Source organism: Methylosinus sp. H3A (genome assembly GCF_015709455.1).
Taxonomy (GTDB): Bacteria; Pseudomonadota; Alphaproteobacteria; order Rhizobiales; family Beijerinckiaceae; genus Methylosinus.
Window position 1 is genome coordinate 2461855 of record NZ_JADNQW010000005.1, and the last position, 17552, is coordinate 2479406.

General features: G+C 65.0%; 26 protein-coding genes and 1 pseudogene. 24 read left to right on the forward strand and 3 right to left on the reverse strand.

Features of this window, described 5'->3' with window-relative positions:
* Window positions 1-4: 4 nt before the first annotated feature.
* Genes IY145_RS14430 through IY145_RS14440 form a run of 3 tightly spaced genes read right to left on the reverse strand, consistent with a single transcriptional unit; the run spans window position 5 to window position 3364 of the window.
* Entirely contained in the window at window positions 5-598 is a 594-nt protein-coding gene (locus tag IY145_RS14430) for a hypothetical protein (protein ID WP_196408841.1), read from the reverse strand.
* Window positions 595-1164: a DUF1214 domain-containing protein gene (locus IY145_RS14435; protein ID WP_196408842.1), complete on the reverse strand. Its 570-nt coding sequence runs from the start codon at window positions 1162-1164 to the stop codon at window positions 595-597. Before IY145_RS14435 ends, IY145_RS14430 begins: the two co-directional genes overlap by 4 nt.
* A 10-nt stretch (window positions 1165-1174) precedes the next feature.
* Window positions 1175-3364, reverse strand: a complete 2190-nt coding sequence (locus IY145_RS14440; RefSeq protein ID WP_196408843.1) for a transglycosylase domain-containing protein — start codon at window positions 3362-3364, stop codon at window positions 1175-1177.
* Between the two features lie 155 nt (window positions 3365-3519).
* On the opposite strand from IY145_RS14440, the gene IY145_RS14445 reads away from it, so the two are divergent.
* The 24 genes and pseudogenes from IY145_RS14445 to IY145_RS14560 all read left to right on the forward strand — a co-directional run bounded on the left by IY145_RS14445 (window position 3520) and on the right by IY145_RS14560 (window position 17537).
* Window positions 3520-4017, forward strand: coding sequence for a YcgN family cysteine cluster protein (locus IY145_RS14445; protein WP_196408844.1), 498 nt, complete (start codon window positions 3520-3522; stop codon window positions 4015-4017).
* A 59-nt stretch (window positions 4018-4076) separates the two neighbouring features.
* Complete coding sequence (locus tag IY145_RS14450) at window positions 4077-4331, forward strand: type II toxin-antitoxin system ParD family antitoxin (protein WP_196408845.1); 255 nt, start codon at window positions 4077-4079, stop codon at window positions 4329-4331.
* A 4-nt stretch (window positions 4332-4335) separates the two neighbouring features.
* A complete protein-coding gene (locus IY145_RS14455; protein WP_196408846.1) occupies window positions 4336-4650 on the forward strand; it encodes a type II toxin-antitoxin system RelE/ParE family toxin in 315 nt (104 codons plus the stop codon).
* A gap of 116 nt (window positions 4651-4766) precedes the next feature.
* Entirely contained in the window at window positions 4767-5177 is a 411-nt protein-coding gene (locus IY145_RS14460; protein ID WP_196408847.1) for a hypothetical protein, read from the forward strand.
* 121 nt (window positions 5178-5298) lie between these two features.
* Window positions 5299-5850: a hypothetical protein gene (locus IY145_RS14465; protein ID WP_196408848.1), complete on the forward strand. Its 552-nt coding sequence runs from the start codon at window positions 5299-5301 to the stop codon at window positions 5848-5850.
* The gene (locus IY145_RS14470) at window positions 5804-7132 is read left to right on the forward strand and encodes a DNA-packaging protein (protein WP_196408849.1); all 1329 of its coding nucleotides are present in this window, start codon (window positions 5804-5806) and stop codon (window positions 7130-7132) included. Before IY145_RS14465 ends, IY145_RS14470 begins: the two co-directional genes overlap by 47 nt.
* A 147-nt stretch (window positions 7133-7279) precedes the next feature.
* Complete coding sequence (locus IY145_RS14475; protein ID WP_196408850.1) at window positions 7280-8494, forward strand: phage portal protein; 1215 nt, start codon at window positions 7280-7282, stop codon at window positions 8492-8494.
* A gap of 69 nt (window positions 8495-8563) precedes the next feature.
* Complete coding sequence (locus IY145_RS14480) at window positions 8564-9022, forward strand: RNase A-like domain-containing protein (RefSeq protein WP_196408851.1); 459 nt, start codon at window positions 8564-8566, stop codon at window positions 9020-9022.
* A 9-nt stretch (window positions 9023-9031) separates the two neighbouring features.
* The gene (locus IY145_RS14485; RefSeq protein WP_196408852.1) at window positions 9032-9352 is read left to right on the forward strand and encodes a hypothetical protein; all 321 of its coding nucleotides are present in this window, start codon (window positions 9032-9034) and stop codon (window positions 9350-9352) included.
* Between the two features lie 3 nt (window positions 9353-9355).
* A pseudogene (locus tag IY145_RS14490) lies at window positions 9356-9859 on the forward strand (phage portal protein); the annotation flags it as partial.
* A 217-nt stretch (window positions 9860-10076) separates the two neighbouring features.
* A complete protein-coding gene (locus tag IY145_RS14495; protein ID WP_196408853.1) occupies window positions 10077-10262 on the forward strand; it encodes a hypothetical protein in 186 nt (61 codons plus the stop codon).
* Complete coding sequence (locus tag IY145_RS14500) at window positions 10263-10436, forward strand: hypothetical protein (RefSeq protein WP_196408854.1); 174 nt, start codon at window positions 10263-10265, stop codon at window positions 10434-10436.
* Window positions 10436-11062 (forward strand): HK97 family phage prohead protease, encoded by a 627-nt coding sequence (locus IY145_RS14505; protein WP_409455306.1) that lies wholly within the window; start codon window positions 10436-10438, stop codon window positions 11060-11062. Before IY145_RS14500 ends, IY145_RS14505 begins: the two co-directional genes overlap by 1 nt.
* A 261-nt stretch (window positions 11063-11323) precedes the next feature.
* The gene (locus IY145_RS14510; RefSeq protein WP_196408855.1) at window positions 11324-12553 is read left to right on the forward strand and encodes a phage major capsid protein; all 1230 of its coding nucleotides are present in this window, start codon (window positions 11324-11326) and stop codon (window positions 12551-12553) included.
* Window positions 12554-12632: 79 nt separating this feature from the next.
* Entirely contained in the window at window positions 12633-13214 is a 582-nt protein-coding gene (locus tag IY145_RS14515; RefSeq protein WP_196408856.1) for a head-tail connector protein, read from the forward strand.
* The gene (locus IY145_RS14520; RefSeq protein WP_196408857.1) at window positions 13211-13537 is read left to right on the forward strand and encodes a phage head closure protein; all 327 of its coding nucleotides are present in this window, start codon (window positions 13211-13213) and stop codon (window positions 13535-13537) included. The genes IY145_RS14515 and IY145_RS14520 overlap by 4 nt, the downstream gene beginning before the upstream one ends.
* Window positions 13538-13547: 10 nt before the next feature.
* Entirely contained in the window at window positions 13548-13958 is a 411-nt protein-coding gene (locus tag IY145_RS14525; protein WP_196408858.1) for a DUF3168 domain-containing protein, read from the forward strand.
* 30 nt (window positions 13959-13988) lie between these two features.
* On the forward strand, window positions 13989-14399 hold the full coding sequence (locus tag IY145_RS14530; RefSeq protein ID WP_196408859.1) for a phage major tail protein, TP901-1 family: 411 nt from the start codon (window positions 13989-13991) through the stop codon (window positions 14397-14399).
* 9 nt (window positions 14400-14408) lie between these two features.
* On the forward strand, window positions 14409-14759 hold the full coding sequence (locus IY145_RS14535; RefSeq protein WP_196408860.1) for a gene transfer agent family protein: 351 nt from the start codon (window positions 14409-14411) through the stop codon (window positions 14757-14759).
* A complete protein-coding gene (locus IY145_RS14540) occupies window positions 14756-14959 on the forward strand; it encodes a rcc01693 family protein (RefSeq protein ID WP_196410556.1) in 204 nt (67 codons plus the stop codon). The genes IY145_RS14535 and IY145_RS14540 overlap by 4 nt, the downstream gene beginning before the upstream one ends.
* Window positions 14956-15546 carry a phage tail tape measure protein gene (locus tag IY145_RS14545; RefSeq protein WP_196408861.1) on the forward strand — a complete coding sequence of 197 codons (591 nt, stop codon included), beginning with the start codon at window positions 14956-14958 and terminating at the stop codon, window positions 15544-15546. The genes IY145_RS14540 and IY145_RS14545 overlap by 4 nt, the downstream gene beginning before the upstream one ends.
* Before the next feature lie 12 nt (window positions 15547-15558).
* Window positions 15559-16200: a DUF2460 domain-containing protein gene (locus IY145_RS14550; protein WP_196408862.1), complete on the forward strand. Its 642-nt coding sequence runs from the start codon at window positions 15559-15561 to the stop codon at window positions 16198-16200.
* A 12-nt stretch (window positions 16201-16212) separates the two neighbouring features.
* Window positions 16213-17103, forward strand: a complete 891-nt coding sequence (locus IY145_RS14555; protein WP_196408863.1) for a DUF2163 domain-containing protein — start codon at window positions 16213-16215, stop codon at window positions 17101-17103.
* The gene (locus tag IY145_RS14560; RefSeq protein ID WP_196408864.1) at window positions 17100-17537 is read left to right on the forward strand and encodes an NlpC/P60 family protein; all 438 of its coding nucleotides are present in this window, start codon (window positions 17100-17102) and stop codon (window positions 17535-17537) included. Before IY145_RS14555 ends, IY145_RS14560 begins: the two co-directional genes overlap by 4 nt.
* Window positions 17538-17552: the final 15 nt, after the last annotated feature.

Consider the following 17552-nt stretch of genomic DNA (forward strand, 5'->3'; position numbering starts at 1 on the left):
TTCTTCAGCTCTCCGGCTCGGCGACGGTCTCGCAGGAGACGGCGCGCAGGCGCTGCCCGGCGCGATCGCGGTCGCTGGCGCGCTTGGCCAGCGAGCGCAGCAGCACGAAGCCGCGCGTCGAGGGCGCGATCACCCGCACCTGCTGCGGCGGCGCTGCTTCGTCCTCGCCCTCGACCGCTTCGATCTGGCGCGCGTCGCCGATCAGCACGTCGATCTTGCCTTTGATCGCCGAGCGGTCGGTCACCGAATGAAAGACGCGGCCCGTGCGCGCATGGAAGGAGAGCGCGATGAGATCCTCCGGATCGGCGTCCGCCCGCACGCGCATCAGCCCCTTGGAGAGATCGAAGACGCAGACGCCCTCGACGAAGGCCGAATCCTCGAAGGGCGTGACCTCCGCGCCGGGCTTGGCGCGCGGCAGCAGCGCGACGCCATTCGGCGTCGTCTCGGCGCTCTGCGCCGCCGCGGCGAGACGCGCGAAAGCGTTGCGTGGCGCGACCTCCGGCATCAGCAGCACGGAGACGATGTGAACGGAGCCCGCGACGCAGATGGTCGCGAGCGCCCAGGGCAGCCAATCGAGATAGTCGCGAGACATTTTCATGCGCAATGGAGCTTCACGATTTTCGGAAATGTCGCAGGGTCGGGCGCGGACTCGACGTCGAGCGGCGTGTCGTAGAGACGCAGCACCAGCACGAAGGGATCTTTGGCGACGGGAAGCCAATTGCCGGGACGCGCCTGCGCGCCGATCTCGATCTCGAAGGCGCCGCCTTCACGCCGCAGGATTTCGCTCGAGGTGAAGGCGTAGCGATCGGCGGGATTGTCGATGAGCCGGCCCGTGGCGCTCGCCGCGCCGAGCGTCCAGAAGCGCGCCGCGGGAGTCGAATCGAGGATGCGATAGTCGCAGCGCCCGTCGAGTGGCGCGCCGCTCGAATCCGTACGCGCGAAGAAGGCGAGGCCTTGATCGCGGCCGAGCGGCGCCTCGCCCGAGCGCGCGAGCACAGCGCGCGCATAAGGGTCCATATCGGCGCCGTGTCGCGGCCATGCGGTCCAGGGGCCTGCATGCAGCGCGCCGAAGCCGCGGCCGAGCCCCAGTGAAACGGCGGTCAACGCGAAGCCGAGCAAGAGGCCCGCGATCATCACGGCGAAAGCCCTCACATAATTGGTCATGCGAAATCCGTCAGCGCCGATCGGCGCGCTTGTCGGCGGGACGCGCCCCCGGCGATTCGGAGGCGGGACGCTGCAGCTCGTCGAGCTTCATCTTCGATTCGATCTGTCCGAGCGCATCCAGCGCGCCGCGCGAGAGCGCCGCGGGACGCGCCGGCGCGCCGAGCTCCACCGTCTTGGGCTGAGCGGCCGCCGCCGCCGCGAGCGTGGCGGGCGAGGCTAGGCCGCGGATCGGCTTGATGGCGATTCCCTGATGAGCATAGGCCATGATGTCGTGCCATGTCTTCGCCGGCAAGGTGCCGCCGGTCATATTGGACATGCCCTCATTGTCGTCGTTCCCATACCAGACGCAGCCGCCCATATTGCCCGTATAGCCGCAGAACCAGGCGTCCTTATAGCCATTGGTGGTGCCGGTCTTGCCGATGACGTCGACGCCCGGGCCGAGCTGCGCTCTGCCGCCCGTGCCTTCGTCGATGACGCGCTTCATCATCGTGTCGAGCTCGGCGACTTTCTCGAAAGGCACGACCTGCTCCTGCGGCGGCGCGTCGCGATCATGCTGATAGAGAATATCGCCGCGGCTGTTGCGCGCCTCCACGGCGGCGTAGGGCGTCGTCTTCTTGCCGCCATTGGCGAAAGCGGCGTAGCCCGCCGCATGCTCGAGCAGGATCACATCGCTCTGGCCGACAGGCAGAGAGGGCGTGTCCTCGAGCGGCGTGGTGATGCCGAGACGCCGGCAGGTGTCGATTATCTTGGCGCGGCCCGCATGAGAATCGCCATTGCCGATGGCGATCGACAATTGAATGGCGATGGTGTTGAGCGATTTGGCGAGCGCCAGCGACAGCGGCAGCGAGCCGGCGTAGCCGCCGCTGTAATTATGCACGCAATAATTGCCGATGCAGGTGGGGCGATCGGTCACCACCGTCGTCGGCTTGAATTTATTGCTCATCAACGCGGTGAGATAGACATAGGGCTTGAAGGAGGAGCCCGGCTGGCGCGCCGCCTCCGTCGCGCGATTGAACTGGCTCGCGCCATAGTCGCGCCCGCCGACCAGCGCGCGCACGGCGCCGTCGAGATCCATGAAGGCCGAGGCGCTCTGCTTGGCGTGATAGGAGCGTCCGCTCTCGCGCAGATTTTCCTCCACCACTTCATCCGCGCGCTTCTGCACATTGGGATCGAGCGCGGTGCGGATGACGAGCACGCGGTCGTCGCCGAATTTGCCGGCCTCGGCGAGGCGTTGCGCCTCTTTGAAGGCGAAGTCGAGATACCAATCCGGGCTCTGGTCGCGCTTGCGCTCGACCGGCGTCGCCGGATTGCGCTGCGCGGCGACGATCTGACTCTGCGTCATGAAGCCGGCGTCGACGAGATTGTCGAGCACGTCGTTGGCGCGGGCTCGCGCCGCGGGAAGATTCACATGCGGGGCGTATTTGGTCGGAGCCTTGAACAGGCCGGCGAGCATCGCCGCTTCCGACAGCGAGACGTCGCGCACGGATTTGCCGAAATAGAATTCCGCCGCCGCCTGAATGCCGAAGGCGCCGCCGCCCATATAGACGCGGTCGAGATAGAGCTTCAAAATCTCTTGCTTGGTGAGGCGCTGCTCGAGCCAGAGCGCGAGAAAGGCCTCGTTGATCTTGCGTGTTATCGTGCGCTCATTGGAGAGGAAGACATTTTTGGCGAGCTGCTGCGTGATCGACGAGCCGCCCTGCACCACGCCCGCCGAACGGGCGTTCACCGTGAGCGCGCGTCCCGTGCCGACGATGTCTATGCCGAAATGCTCGTAGAAGCGGCGGTCCTCTGTGGCGAGCACCGCCTTGACGACATAATCTGGGTATTGATCGAGCGGCACGGCGTCGTCATGCTTGATGCCGCGCTGTCCGGCGACCGCGCCATAGCGATCGAGGAAGGTGACGGAGAGATCCTGCTTCTTCAGCCAATCGTCGCTCGTCATTCGCATGGCGGAGACCGACAGCGCGAGCGCGACAATGCCGCCGCCGAGCGCGAGCGTCAGCGACTCGCAGCCGATCTCCACCGCGACCCGGCGCAGACCGCGCACCTGGAAGCGGTTCATGAAGGCCGAAAAATTCTCATAGGCCTCGCGCGCGCCGCGGCTCGAGTCGAAGAGGCTCGAGTCGATATAGGCGTCGAACGCCAGCAGAAGCCTTGCGGCCCGCTTGTATAAGCGCGAGGATCGAATAGGTTCGAGCAATTGCGCCGCTCCCTTGGGCCCATCTGGGCGAACATGCGAACCGGGAGGCGGATGATAGCACTCCTCGAGCCGCCTTGACGATGGCCGGCCCGCAGGATCGCCGGCAGGATGAATAGAGCGCGCGCTGCGCCGCAGACGAGGGCCGAAGACAGAGTATGACGACGAGCGGGGAAAAAGAGACGGGCGAACCGTTCTGGACGAAGCCTTTGGGCGAATTGACGCGGGCGCAATGGGAGAAGCTCTGCGACGGATGCGGGCGTTGCTGCCTGGTCAAGCTCGAGGATGAAGATAGTGGGGAAATCTATCATACCAGCGTCGGCTGCGACCTATTGGACGGCGATACCGGGCGTTGTCGCGACTATGCCGGTCGCCAGACCAAAGTGCCGGATTGCGTGCGCCTCACCTCGAAGGCGCTCGCCGGGATCGCCTGGCTGCCGCCGACCTGCGCCTATCGCCTGCGTGCCGAAGGCAAGCCGCTGCCCGAATGGCACCCGCTGCTGACCGGCGACCCCGCAAGCGTGCATGCCGCCGGCGTCTCCGTGCGAGGCCGCGTGGCGGCGCGGGAGCAGGAGGTGGAGACCGACGATCTGCCCAATTTCATCGTGCTGTGGCCCAAGCGTTGGCCGCGGCGCAAGAAGGGCCGGGCGGCGTAATGCGCGCTTGCGGCGTATTCGATATTGATTATATTGCAGACATTCGAGAGGCCGGCGCCATGTCCAAAACCACGACGATGACCGTTCGCGTCAGCGGCGCGTTGAGCGATTTCGTCGCCGCGAATGTGGGCGAGAATGGCGCCTATGAGAATGTCAGCGAATATATTCGCGATCTGATCCGCCGCGACAAGGAGCGAGCCGAGAAAGAGGCCTTCGAGCGATTGAAAGCCGAGCTCGCTCATGCTTTCGCCGCGCCGGAAGCTGCTTACGCGCCGCTGACCGCGGCCGATGTGATCGCGCGAAACCGGAGCTGACCGTTTGGCCGCCGTCCGCGTTCAGGAAGCCGCCTCTTTCCGTCTCGACGAGATTTATCGCTACACACGGGACCGCTGGGGAAGCGAGCAGGCCGATCGCTATATTCGCGGGTTGTTCGAAGCCTTCGACAGGATCGAGACGCATCGGGAGATGTCGCGGCCGGTTCCGGTGGAGCTCGGCGTCGACGGGTTTTTCTGTCGATACGAGAGGCATGTCGTCTATTGGCGAAGGCTGTCGAACGGCGACATCGGCATTGTGACGATCCTGCACGAACGCATGCACCAGATCGACCACTTTCGCGAGGACTTCCGCGCCTGAGAAGATATGAATTTATTCCTTGACACCGGGACGGTGGTCCTATAGACAAGTCCCATGCTCCACAATTGCGCTTGGGGCGAGGGGCGGCGGCCCCGCTTCTCGGGGAGACTTTCGAGATGGAATTCGCGATCAAAACCGAGATCGCCGATCCGCGCGCCGCGACTTTCGTCTTCTCCGCGCAGAAGACGATGTACGGCGGAAAGGCCATCGCCGCCGGCGACAGGGTGTTTCTCTTCGCGAGCGAGAATGAAGGCGGGACCGGGCTCGTCGCGTGCGGCGTCGTCGTCTTTGCTGAGGCGGTCGCCAAGACCGCCGGAGTCGAACGCCAGACGCCGCGGGTGAGCGTCACGATACGGCGCGACGCGCTCGCCACGCGGCCGCTGGGACGCGATGAGCTGAAGTCTTTCAAAGACTGGAAGGACGGACAGCCGCAGAGCGAGCTCAATTTCAAATTCTATCGCCAAGCGACGAATAAGATCGTCGGCGTCTCGGACGCAACGGCGGCGTTTCTCGACGGGTTTTTCTGAGCCCGCGATACTGGACCGCGCGCCTTCAGGCGCTCTCGCGCATTCCCGAACTCTCTACATTCGCTGAGCGCGCGCGAGAGTCCTCGAGGCTCGATGCGCGTTTTTCTACGGAGGCCAATGCATGGCGGGCAAGCAGGACGCGCTCCCGCGCGACGTCGTCGCACAGGCGAAGCTTCTCTATGACGCCGGCGTCACGCCGCTCGCCGAGCTGAGCGCGATGCTCGGCATGAGCGAACGAGCGTTCCGGCGCTATCGCGTGCGCGAGGGATGGCTGATGCGGCCGTCGCCGATCAAGTGCAAGAGCGCCGCGCAGCCCCTTACAAAGGCGTCGGAGACCGAGCAGCCAGCGCGGTCCAAGACGGAGTCGCGCAGTCTCATCGCGCGGCTCGAAGAGGCGGTGGAGCGCGAATTCGTCCGCGCCGAAGCCGCGCTCGCGACCTGCGGCGCCAAGGCGGCGCCGAAGACGATGGAGACGAGCGCGCGCGTGCTCGCGAGCCTAGTGCGCAGCCTCGCGGAATTGAAGCGCATGAATCGCGACGCTGGCGCGCTGCGAGAGGAGGACGGGCGTGGCCGAGACGCTTTCGACGACGAGCCTCCCCGCGAATTGGCCGAGCTCCGCGAGGAGCTTGCTCGCCGCCTCGAGCGCATGTGCGGCGAAGGGGAGGCTCGATGAGCTGATCGCCGGATTCTCCGCGCGCGAGCTCGCGACGCTGCTCGCCGATTGGGAGTTTTGCGCGCGCGAGGATCAATGGCCGCCATTGCTCGCGCCGGACGGCGCGCCCTGGCGCGTGTGGCTGATCCTCGGCGGGCGCGGCGCCGGCAAGACGCGCGCCGGCGCCGAATGGGTGCGCGCCATCGCGCGCGGACGGCCGCAATTCGCTTCGCGGCCCTTGTCGCCCATCGCGCTCGTCGGCGAGAGCGCCGCCCATGTGCGCGATGTGATGATCGAAGGCGTCTCTGGAATTCTCGCTGCGCACAGACGCAGCGAGCGACCTTTGTGGGAGCCCTCGCGCAAGCGGCTGACCTTCGACAATGGCGTCGTCGCGCAGGCTTTCTCTGCGGAAGATCCCGAGAGCCTGCGCGGCCCGCAATTTTCCGCCGCCTGGTGCGACGAACTCGCGAAATGGCGCTATGCGCAGGAGAGCTGGGACATGCTGCAATTCGGGCTTCGATTGGGTGAATGGCCGCGCCAGATCGTCACCACCACGCCGCGGCCCATTCCCTTGTTGAAACGGCTGATGAGCGAGAGAGGCGTGGTGACGACGCGCGCGGCGACGCGGCAGAACGCCGCCAATCTCGCGCCATCCTTTCTCGAGAGCGTTTTCGCGCAATATGCCGGCACGCGATTGGGCCGTCAGGAGCTCGACGGCGAGATCGTCGAAGAACGCGCCGACGCGCTGTGGTCGCGCGACATGCTGGAGGCGGCGCGTATCGCCGATGCGCCGCCGATGGAGCGCATCGTCGTCGCTATCGATCCGCCGGCCTCCTCCGGCAAGCGCGCCGATCGTTGCGGCATTGTCGCAGCGGGGATCGCGAGCGGAATCGTCCATGTGCTCGAGGATGCGACGCTCGCCACGGCGCGCCCCGCGCAATGGGCGCGTGCCGCAGTCGCGCTCTATCACAGGCTCGAGGCCGATACGCTGATCGCCGAAGTGAATCAGGGCGGCGAAATGGTGCGCGCCGTCATTCACGAGGCCGATCCTTCCGTCCCGGTGAAGGAGGCGCGCGCGACGCGCGGCAAATATTTGCGCGCGGCGCCGGTCGCGCAGCTCTATGAGCAGGGCCGCGTGCGGCATGTGGGCGCCTTGCCCGCGTTGGAAGACGAGATGTGCGATTTCGCGCTCGACGGATTGTCGTCGGGCAGAAGCCCCGATCGTCTCGACGCTCTGGTGTGGGCGATTCATGCACTGGCGCTGGCGCCGCGTGCGAGCGAGCCGCGGATTCGACGACTCTGAATCCGTTCTTCGACACTTCGCCACGTCGCGGCGGCGAAAGCGCTAACGATCGGCGTCGCGCGAATTTTCGATGAAGCCCCGAGTCTGCTCCCTCTCCCGCGCGAGCGGAGAAGGGGTGGGAGGGGCTCTACCAAAAACGGAAACCTCATGCCCTCATTCCTCTCCCGCCTCTTCGGCGCGCGCACGCCGGAGCAGAAAGCCTCGCGCGCCATGCTCTCACTGCATTCGATGGCGGCGCCGCAATGGACCGCGCGCAACAATGTCGCGCTGACGCGCGCGGGATATGAACGCAACGCCGTTTGCTATCGCGCGGTTCGCATGGTGGCGGAAGGCGCGGCTTCCGTGCCCTGGCTCGCCTATGAAGGGCGCGTCGAAAATCCCGAGCATCCGCTTCTGCGTCTCGTCGAGCGCCCCAATCCTTCCGATACGAGCGTCTCTTTCGTCGAGGCGCTCGTCTCCAATCTTCTGCTCTATGGCAACGCCTATGTGGAAGGCGCTTTCGTCGATGGATTGCTGCGCGAGGCCTATTGCCTGCGGCCCGATCGCATGAGCGTCGTCGCGGGACGCAATGGCTGGCCGGCGGCCTTTGTCTATTCGGCGGGTGGCGACAGTGTGCGCTATGAGATTCAGGGCCGCGGCATAGAGCCGATCCTGCACATCCGCCTGTTCAATCCGCTGGACGATATTTACGGCTTCGCGCCGCTCGCCGCCGCGCAGACGGCGCTCGACACGCATAACGCCGCGAGCTTCTGGAACAAGGCGCTGCTCGACAATAGCGCGCGGCCCTCCGGCGCGCTCGTCTATGCCGGGCCGGAAGGCGGACATCTCACCGACGAACAGTTCGAGCGATTGAAACAGGAGTTGGAGGAGAATTTCTCCGGCGCCTTCAACGCCGGCCGTCCGCTGCTGCTGGAAGGCGGCCTAGATTGGAAGGCGCTGTCGCTCTCGCCGAAAGACATGGATTTTTCCGAGACGAAAGCCTCCGCCGCGCGCGAGATCGCGCTCGCCTTCGGCGTGCCGCCGCTGCTGATCGGCCTGCCGGGCGACAACACATTTCGAAATTACGAGGAGGCCAATCGCGCCTTCTGGCGCCAGACGATCATTCCGCTGGTGCAACGTTTGCAGAAAGCCTTTCACGCCTGGGCGCAGCCGGGCTTCGCGCCTTTCCGCTTCGATTACGACGCCGACCGCATCGATGCTTTAGCCAAAGAGCGCGCGCTCGAATGGAGCCGCATCGGCGGCGCCGCTTTCCTCACCATGGACGAGCAGCGCGAAGCGGTGGGCTACGGCCCGATGGGCAAGCGGACGAAATATTCGGCGGATCAGCCGCGCGTCGCCGCCGGATCGCCCGAGGGCGGGTAATGGACGAAAGGCGACGGGAACGGCGGAGGCAATCTCGTCTAGGTCGCGCTGAGCACGATCGCCGGTGTCGTGAGTGATGTGGGCGGGCTCGTCACGCAGGTCGGCGATTTTATCGATCTGCGGGATGAGGAGGCGAATGGCGGACACGCCATCAGTGAGCATGTCGGCAAGAGCGATGAATATCTGCTGCGGCGCGTTCAAAGCAAGCGCTTCGAGTGGGGGCCATTCAGCACGACGCCGCGTGTCGGGTCGTTTCCTTCGTTGGAAGCGGCGCAGAAGCTGGTCAATTCGGCGATCGTCCAACAACAAGACACCGTCGAACTTGTCGCACGCGGCGTTCTCGGCGTCACTGAGCCCAAGCGCGTCAATGCCGAATTCAATTCACCGACGGGCAAGGAAGCCTTTGTCGCGAGCGCTCGAGGACAGCCTGATATTCGTGATACATGGTGGGTTGCCGTGGTCTTGTGGCATGATGTAACTTCGCCGCGCGGCTTCAGGGTTCAATCCGCCTTTCCCTTCAACAGATAGAGCGCGGCCATGACCATTCCCGACGCATTCGACAAGATCGCCAATACATTTCACCAAGACACCCATATGTTCTACAAAACATTGGACGACGCAGTGCGCGCGAGCCTTGTGGAATTGACGGTGGAGGAGATGCGGATCGCGAAAGCATATCTCGACGAGCTGTTGAGTAGGAATTATAGCGACGAGCAGCTGGTCGCAAATTGGGACCAGACTCTCGGCGGCGGCGGCGGCTTTGGCATATCCAGTGGCAATGAAGGCGATGCGGAGGCGTTTCTTGGCCTGATACGCGCCGCGCTCGAGGCCTCGCTCGCTTCGCAGAAGAACAAGTAGGCCGCGCTCGTCTATGCCGGGCCGGAAGGCGGACATCTCACCGACGAACAGTTCGAGCGATTGAAACAGGAGTTGGAGGAGAATTTCTCCGGCGCCTTCAACGCCGGCCGTCCGCTGCTGCTGGAAGGCGGCCTAGATTGGAAGGCGCTGTCGCTCTCGCCGAAAGACATGGATTTTTCCGAGACGAAAGCCTCCGCCGCGCGCGAGATCGCGCTCGCCTTCGGCGTGCCGCCGCTGCTGATCGGCCTGCCGGGCGACAACACATTTCGAAATTACGAGGAGGCCAATCGCGCCTTCTGGCGCCAGACGATCATTCCGCTGGTGCAACGTTTGCAGAAAGCCTTTCACGCCTGGGCGCAGCCGGGCTTCGCGCCTTTCCGCTTCGATTACGACGCCGACCGCATCGATGCTTTAGCCAAAGAGCGCGCGCTCGAATGGAGCCGCATCGGCGGCGCCGCTTTCCTCACCATGGACGAGCAGCGCGAAGCGGCGGGCTACGGCCCGATGGGCAAGCGGACGAAATATTCGGCGGATCAGCCGCGCGTCGCCGCCGGATCGCCCGAGGGCGGGCAGTGGACGAGCGACGACGGGAGCGATCGTCCAGGTCGTGCTGAACACGATCGCGAATAAGCAGCCGAGCTGCTCGCTATCACACAATCGAAAGTCGCTTTGACGACCGCTCCCGAGAGCGGCTGGCGGCTGTTCGCATCTTCGCAGGTCTTCCATGTCCGAGATCGTCACTTCCATCATCGAGCGCGGCGATCTCGCCCATCTCGCGCTCTTCCTTTGGGCGAGCGCGGCGACACTCTTTGCTCTGCGCGCCTTGCGCGAGCTCGGCGCCTCGACGCGCCGGCTCGACGCTTTCGTGCGCGAGCTCGCCCGATTCAACCGCCGTTATGGGAGCGAATGAATGAGTCTTTCTGCCTTTCCTCTTCGGTTCGTGAAGCGCCGCGCGCCGCGCAAGCCGCCGCGTCTCGAGGCCGAAATCGTGTTCAAGACATTCATGCGCGCATTGGAGCGCCTGCGCGACGCGCCGCGCGGCGGAGGGCCGGCGGCGATCGGCGCGACGCGGGAGAAAGCCTGATGCCTATCGCTCTGAAGCGAGACATTCACGTCGCCGACATGCGCCTCGAGACGAAGCGCGCGCCGCTTCCGGCGGCGATCGGCGTCGATGGGATATTCCAGGGCTACGCCAGCCTCTTCGGCGTGCGCGATGCTTGCGGCGACATCGTTGCGCCGGGCGCTTTCGCCGCGAGCTTGCGACAGCGTGGCGCCGCGAACGTCAAAATGCTGTGGCAGCATCGCGCGGAGGAGCCGATCGGCGTTTGGACCACGATCGAAGAAGACGCGCGTGGGTTGAAAGTGCGTGGACGGCTCGATCTCTCGGTCGTGCGGGCGCGCGAGGCCCAGTCGCTGATCCACGCCGGAGCGCTCGACGGTTTGTCGATCGGCTTTCGCACGTTGCGCGCGGCGAGCGATCCCACGACTGGCGCGCGGCGACTGCTCGCCGTCGATCTCGTCGAGATTTCGATCGTCACCTTTCCCGCGCTGACGCAAGCGCGTATCGACGCTGCGCCTGCCTTCGCCGCAGCGCCGCGACTTGCCGCGGCGAACTTGGGCCAAAAGCTCGCGCGACTACGCATGCAGAGCGCCGCGCAGAGCTTCGAGACGAAGCTGCGGCGCGCATCGATTGCTCTCGACTGGCGCTGATCGCCGGACCGCTGCGGTCATTACGCGCATGTGAGGTCCGACGCCTCTCGGCATTCGACGTTTACTGACCGACCACGACGTCTCCACGATGTGTCCGCGGCCATGAACCTCCGCATCTGAGCATTCGCTCGGTCGTCGCATAAATCGCCGCGCTCGGCGCAGCTCGCGAGACGTCTTCATTCCACCCGGCGCACGCTCGCCCGCGCATCCCGCGCGGCGCATCCGCGCGCCTTCACGTCAAAAAGAAAGAGGATCTTGCCAATGTCGTCTCTCGAAACCAAGACGCTCTCCGGCGAGGAGGCGCTCGCCGATCTCCACCGCGCCTTTGCGGCCTTCAAGGACACGAATGACGAGCGGCTCGCGCAGATCGAGACGCGCATGGGCGTCGATGCGCTCACCGAGGAGAAGCTGCAACGCATCGATCGCGCTGTCGACGAGACCAAGCGTCGCATCGATCGTGTCGCGCTCGATCTCTCGCGCCCGCGCCTCTCCGGCGCGCCGAGCGAGGATTCGCCCGCGCGCGAGCACAAATCCGCTTTCGCGCTCTATATGCGCAGCGGCGAAGCGGTCGGATTGAAGGCGCTCGAATCGAAGGCGCTCTCGGCTGGGTCGGGCCCCGACGGCGGTTATCTCGTGCCGACGCCGGCGGAGCAGGAGATATTGCGTCGTCTCGCGCGTCTCTCGCCCGTTCGCGCCATAGCCAGCGTGCGCGAAATCTCCACTCATTCGCTGCGCAAGGCCTATTCGACGCAAGGTCCGGCGGCCGGCTGGGTGGCCGAGGCGGATCCCCGCCCGCAGACGAGCAGCCAGCAGATCGTCGATCTGACCTTTCCGGCGATGGAGCTCTACGCCATGCCGGCGGCGACGCAGACTCTGCTCGATGATTCCGCGATCGATGTGGAGCAATGGATCGCCGAGGAAGTGCAGACCGTCTTCGCCGAGCAGGAAGGCGCCGCTTTCGTGAATGGCAACGGCGCCGACAAGCCCAAGGGTATTCTCGCCTATGCGACAGTCGCAGACGCCAGTTGGAGCTGGGGCAATATCGGCTATGTGGCGACCGGCGTCTCTGGCGGGTTCGCCGCGAGCAATCCTTCCGACGCGCTCTTCAATCTCGTCTATGCGCTGCGCGCCGGCTATCGGCAGAATGGCAAATTCATTCTCAATCGCCAGACGCAATCGGCGATCCGCAAATTCAAGACGACGACCGGAGAATATCTCTGGGCGCCGCCGACGAGCCTCGATCAACCCGCCTCGCTGCTCAATTTCCCCGTCGTGGAGGCGGAGGACATGCCGAACATGGGCACCGACAGCTTCTCGGTCGCCTTCGGTGATTTCGCGCGCGGCTATCTCGTCGTCGATCGCCTCGGCGTGCGGGTGCTGCGCGATCCTTATTCCGCGAAGCCTTACGTCCTCTTCTACACGACGAAGCGTGTCGGCGGCGGCGTGCAGGACTTCGAGGCGATCAAGCTGCTGAAGTTCGGAACGGCCTGAATGTGAGCCGCTAAATCGTAAGCGGCGAGCGCCGCGGCTCGCGGCGCTCGCATTCACCAATCACGCAATGGACGAATTTATGGTTCCAGAACTCCTCTTCGGGCCGGCCCTCGAGCCCGTGTCGCTCGACGACGCAAAGGCCTGGCTGCGACTCGATTCGAGCGACGAGGATCAGTTGCTGTCGGCGCTGATCGTCTCGGCGCGCATGACGGTCGAAGCCTATGCGCGGCGCTTCTTCGTGACGCAGAGTTGGCGAATGAGACTCGACGCCTGGCCCCCGCACACGTTGCGGCGCCGAACTCTCGCCATTCCATTCGCTCCGTTTCGGAGTGTGTCGGCGATACGCGTGTTCGATTCTTCGGACGTCTCACAGACGTTGCCGGGCGCCTCCTATCGCGCGCCGGCGACGCGCGACTCGGGGCGCGTAGTCTTTGCCGATGCGCCTGCGCAACCCGGACGCGCCCGGGACGGAATAGAGATCGACGTCGTCGCCGGATATGGCGACGCCGCCACGGACACGCCCGAGCCGCTGCGTCGGGCCATTCTCGCGCTCGTCGCGCATTGGCACGAAAATCGAGGTGACGCGGGCGATGTCGGCGCGCCTCTGCCGACGCTCGTTGTCGCGCTGGCCAAGCCGTTTCGACGCGAGCGCCTGACATGAGCGCGCCAAGCATCGGCGAGATGCGGTTGCGCATGTCGCTCGAGGCCGCTGTCGACACGCCGGATGACAGTGGCGCGATGACGCGCAGCTATGTGCCCGTCGGCGACCTATGGGTGATGCTGTCGCCGCTCTCCGCCGATGCGCAATTCGTCGCCGAGCGGCAGGAGCAGGCAGTCGAATGGATCGCGCATATTCGATGGCGGTCGGATGTGACGAACGAAATGCGGCTCGTCGCCGGCGCCCGCAGGCTGCGCGTCAAATCCGTCCATGATCCGGATGGTCGACGCCGCTTCTTGCTCTGTCGTTGCGAGGACATCGAATGAGGAGACGCAAATGAGTCTTTCGGCGATCCTCGCGCTACGCAAGGCGATGCGCGCGCGCCTCGCGGCGAATGGTGATCTCCTCGCCGCGCTCGGGGGCGCGAAAATCTATGACGAGGCGCCGCGCGGCGCCGAAGCTCCCTACCTGCTGTTCACGGACACGAGATTGCGCGACTGGTCGACTGCGGAGGCCCGTGGCGCCGAGCAATTCGTGACGCTCTCGATCGTCTCGAATCAGCGGGGCGCGGCGGAAGGGCTCGCCATAGGCGAGAAAATCGTCGCTCTGCTCGATGAGGCGCCGCTGACGCTCGATGGCCATCATCTCGTCGATCTGCGGCATCAGGGAAGCGAGACGCGGCGCGAGCACAACGGCCGCTTTGCCCGCGTCGATCTACGCTTTCGCGCGACCACGGAAGTCCTTTGACGTCGCCATTTCGAAATTTGGAGCCCTCGCATGTCCGCACAAAAGGGAAAAGATCTGCTGTTGAAGCTCGACGATGGAAGCGGGACTTTCATCTCGGTCGCCGGCCTGCGCACGAGGCGTCTCTCATTCAACGCCGAAACCGTGGATGTCACAGATGCGGAATCCGCGGGGCGTTGGCGGGAGTTGCTCGATGGCGCTGGCGTGAAGCGTGCGAGCCTCGCGGGAACCGGCATTTTCAAGGATCAGGCGTCGGATGCGCTCATTCGCCAGCTTTTCTTCGATGGGCTGCTGCGCGATTGGCGAATTGTCGTTCCGGACTTCGGCGTCATGGCCGGCGCGTTCCAGATCACGAGCCTCGATTATCGCGGCGAGCACAACGCCGAGATGACATTCGACATAGCGCTCGAATCGGCGAGCGCGATCTCCTTCACGCCGGCTTGAGGCCTCGTCATGGTCAATCGGAAACGCGGAGACGTCGAGGCGGCGCTCGATGGCAAAGTCTATCGCCTCTGTCTCACGCTCGGCGCGCTCGCCGAGCTCGAGAGCGGACTCGGCGCGAGCGATCTCGTCGCGCTCGCCGAACGCTTCGAAGGGCGGCGGCTCGGGGCGCGCGATCTCATTCGCATCATCGGTTGTGGATTGCGCGGCGGCGGGCATGAGGTGAGCGACGACGACGTCGCGCGCATGACGGTCGCGGGCGGGCTCGGCGACTATGTGCGAATTGCGGCCGCGCTCCTCGCGGCGACCTTCGGAGAAAGCGAAATCGCAAACCCTACGGCGCCGCGGGATGCGAGCGGCTGACGCCGCCGGCCTTCCCCTGGGCGCGGGCGATGGCTTTCGGACTCGGCGTTCTGCGCCTGTCGCCTCGCGATTTCTGGGCGATGACGCCGCGTGAGTTGGCGTGCGCCGCGGAGGGCGTTTATGGGCGCGCGGCGGGCGCGCCTTCGCGAGACACGCTCGCCGCCTTGATGCGAGCGTTTCCAGACGGAGATGCAAAGTGACAGATTCGACGAGCAGTGACAGCGTAGCGCAATCGTCTCTCGATCTTCCGTTTCAGGCGCTCGATCTGAAGACGACGAAGTCGCTGCTGCAGGATATCAATGTCGTCGCCGCTTCGGCGACAAAATCTTTGTCCAGCGGACTCGCCGGAGCGGCCGTGAGCGGAAAGAGCTTCGACACGACTCTCGCCTCCATAGCGCGTTCGCTCGCCAAGCTCGGTGTGAGCGCAGGCGCGCAGGTATTGGCGCAAGGCGTGTCGAGCGGATTGAGCGCGCTGATCTCCGGCGCCTTTGGAGCGGGAGGCGGCGCTTCCGTGGCGCCTTTCGCAGAAGGCGGGGTCGTTGCGAGCCCGACCTTCTTCGGCGCGAATGGCGCGATCGGGCTGATGGGCGAGCGCGGCGCCGAGGCGATCATGCCGCTCGCGCGCGGGCCGGACGGGCGCCTCGGCGTCGCGATGCAGGGCGCGCGCGACGCCGTGGCCGTCACCGTCAACATAGCGGCGCATGACGTCGAGAGCTTTCGGCGCTCGGAGGGCCAGATCTCGGCGGCGCTCGCGCGGGCAGTGGCGCGCGGTCGGCGCAATCTGTGAGGAGCCTTCGGCATGCTGGAGTTTCACGAGACGCGCTTTCCGCTCGATGTGTCGTTGAACGGACGCGGTGGGCCGGAGCGACGCACGGATGTCGTCACGCTCGGCTCGAATCGCGAGGCGCGTAATGCGCGATGGGCGCATTCGCGCCGGCGCTATGAAGCGGGCTATGGCGTCAAATCGCTCGCGCAGCTCGCTGTCGTAATCGATTTCTTCGAAGAGCGGCGTGGTCGCCTTATCGGCTTTCGCTGGCGTGATCGCGCTGATTGTTCTTCTGCGCGGCTCGGTGGAGCGCATTCGCCGGTCGATCAGACGCTCGGCGTCGGCGATGGCGTGAGCACGCAATTTCAGCTGGTCAAAATCTATGGCGCGAGCTTCGCGCCTTATGCGCGCGCAATCGCCAAGCCTGTGGAGGAGAGCGTCCGCGTCGCCGTCGCCGGAATCGAGAAGACGCGGGGCGCGGATTTCGATGTGGATGCGACGAATGGCCTCGTGTCCTTCGCGCCGTCGGCGATTCCTTCGAGCGGGGCAGCGGTGACGGCAGGCTTTCTCTTCGATGTGCCCGCCCGCTTCGATACGGATTATCTCGAGATCGACGTCTCGGCCTTCGAGGCCGGCGCGATTCCGAAAATTCCGATCGTCGAAATTATTCCGTGAAGGAGAAATCCGATGCGTTCTGTTTCGTCGACGATGCGGGAGCGTCTCGACGCTCGCGCTTCGAGCTTCTGCAATTGCTGGCGCCTCGCGCGCAAGGATGGGACGCTCCAAGGATTTACCGATCATGATCGCGATCTTGTGTTCGCAGGCGTGACTTATCGGGCGGCCTCGGGGCTGACGGCCACTCAGATCGAGGCGAATGTCGGCCTCGCGGTCGGTAGCGGCGAGATCGTCGGAGCGCTGCAGTCGGAGGGTCTCGAGGAGCGGGATCTCGCCAATGGGCTCTATGATGGGGCGGGTGTGGAGATATGGCTGGTCGACTGGTCCGACGTCGATAATCGTCTGCTCGTCGACGCGATGACGATCGGCGAAGTGGCGCGCAGCGAGTTCGCTTTTCGGGCGGAGCTGCGCTCGCTCGCCCATCTATTCGACGAGACGCGCGGTGACAGCTTTCAACGCGGCTGTTCCGCCGATCTCGGCGATGCGTGTTGCAAGGTGGATGTCGGCGCCTCGGCGTTTCGTACCACCGGCGCCGTGCTGGGCGCGGCGCGGGGTGCGATCGTCGCAACTCTCGCCGGGGCGTTCGACGATGAATTTTTCACAGGCGGTTCGCTGACGTTTACGAGCGGCGACAATGCCGGCGCGCGCGTCGCGATCAAGTCACATCGACGGTCGGGTGAAAATGTGAGCCTGGCGCCATGGTCGCAGCTCGCGGGCGAAATCGCGTCCGGAGACACCTTCGCTCTTGTCGCAGGATGCGACAAGAGCGCTGCGACCTGCGAAAGCAAATTTTCGAACATCGTCAATTTTCGCGGCTTTCCACATATGCCGGGCAATGATGTCGTGATGTCCTATCCGAGTTCGCTCGCGCCGACGATGGATGGTGGGAGCTTTTTTCGGTGAGCGGGCTCGCGCGCGCGGCGATCGTCGCAGAGGCTCGGCGTTGGATCGGGACGCCCTATCGGCATCAGGCTTCGCTCATTCATGTCGGCTGCGATTGCCTTGGTCTCGTGCGCGGCGTGTGGCGCGGGCTCGTCGGGCCGGAGCCGGAGGAGACGCCGCCCTATTCGCCGGATTGGGCGGAGGCGGAAGGCGAAGAAACATTGTCGCTCGCCGCGCATCGGCATTTTACGAGTGTCGAGGCAGGATCGTTTCGAGCGGGCGATGTGCTGCTGTTCCGCTTCCGGGATTTCGCGCGGGCGAAACATCTCGGCATTGCGACCAGCGCCACTCACATGGTCCACGCGCATGGCGGCGCGTGCGTCGCGGAGGCGCCCATCGGACTTTGGCGAAAAAGGATGGTCGACGCTTTCGTCTTTCCCGGCGTCATGGACTGACTCTTCGAGGACCAT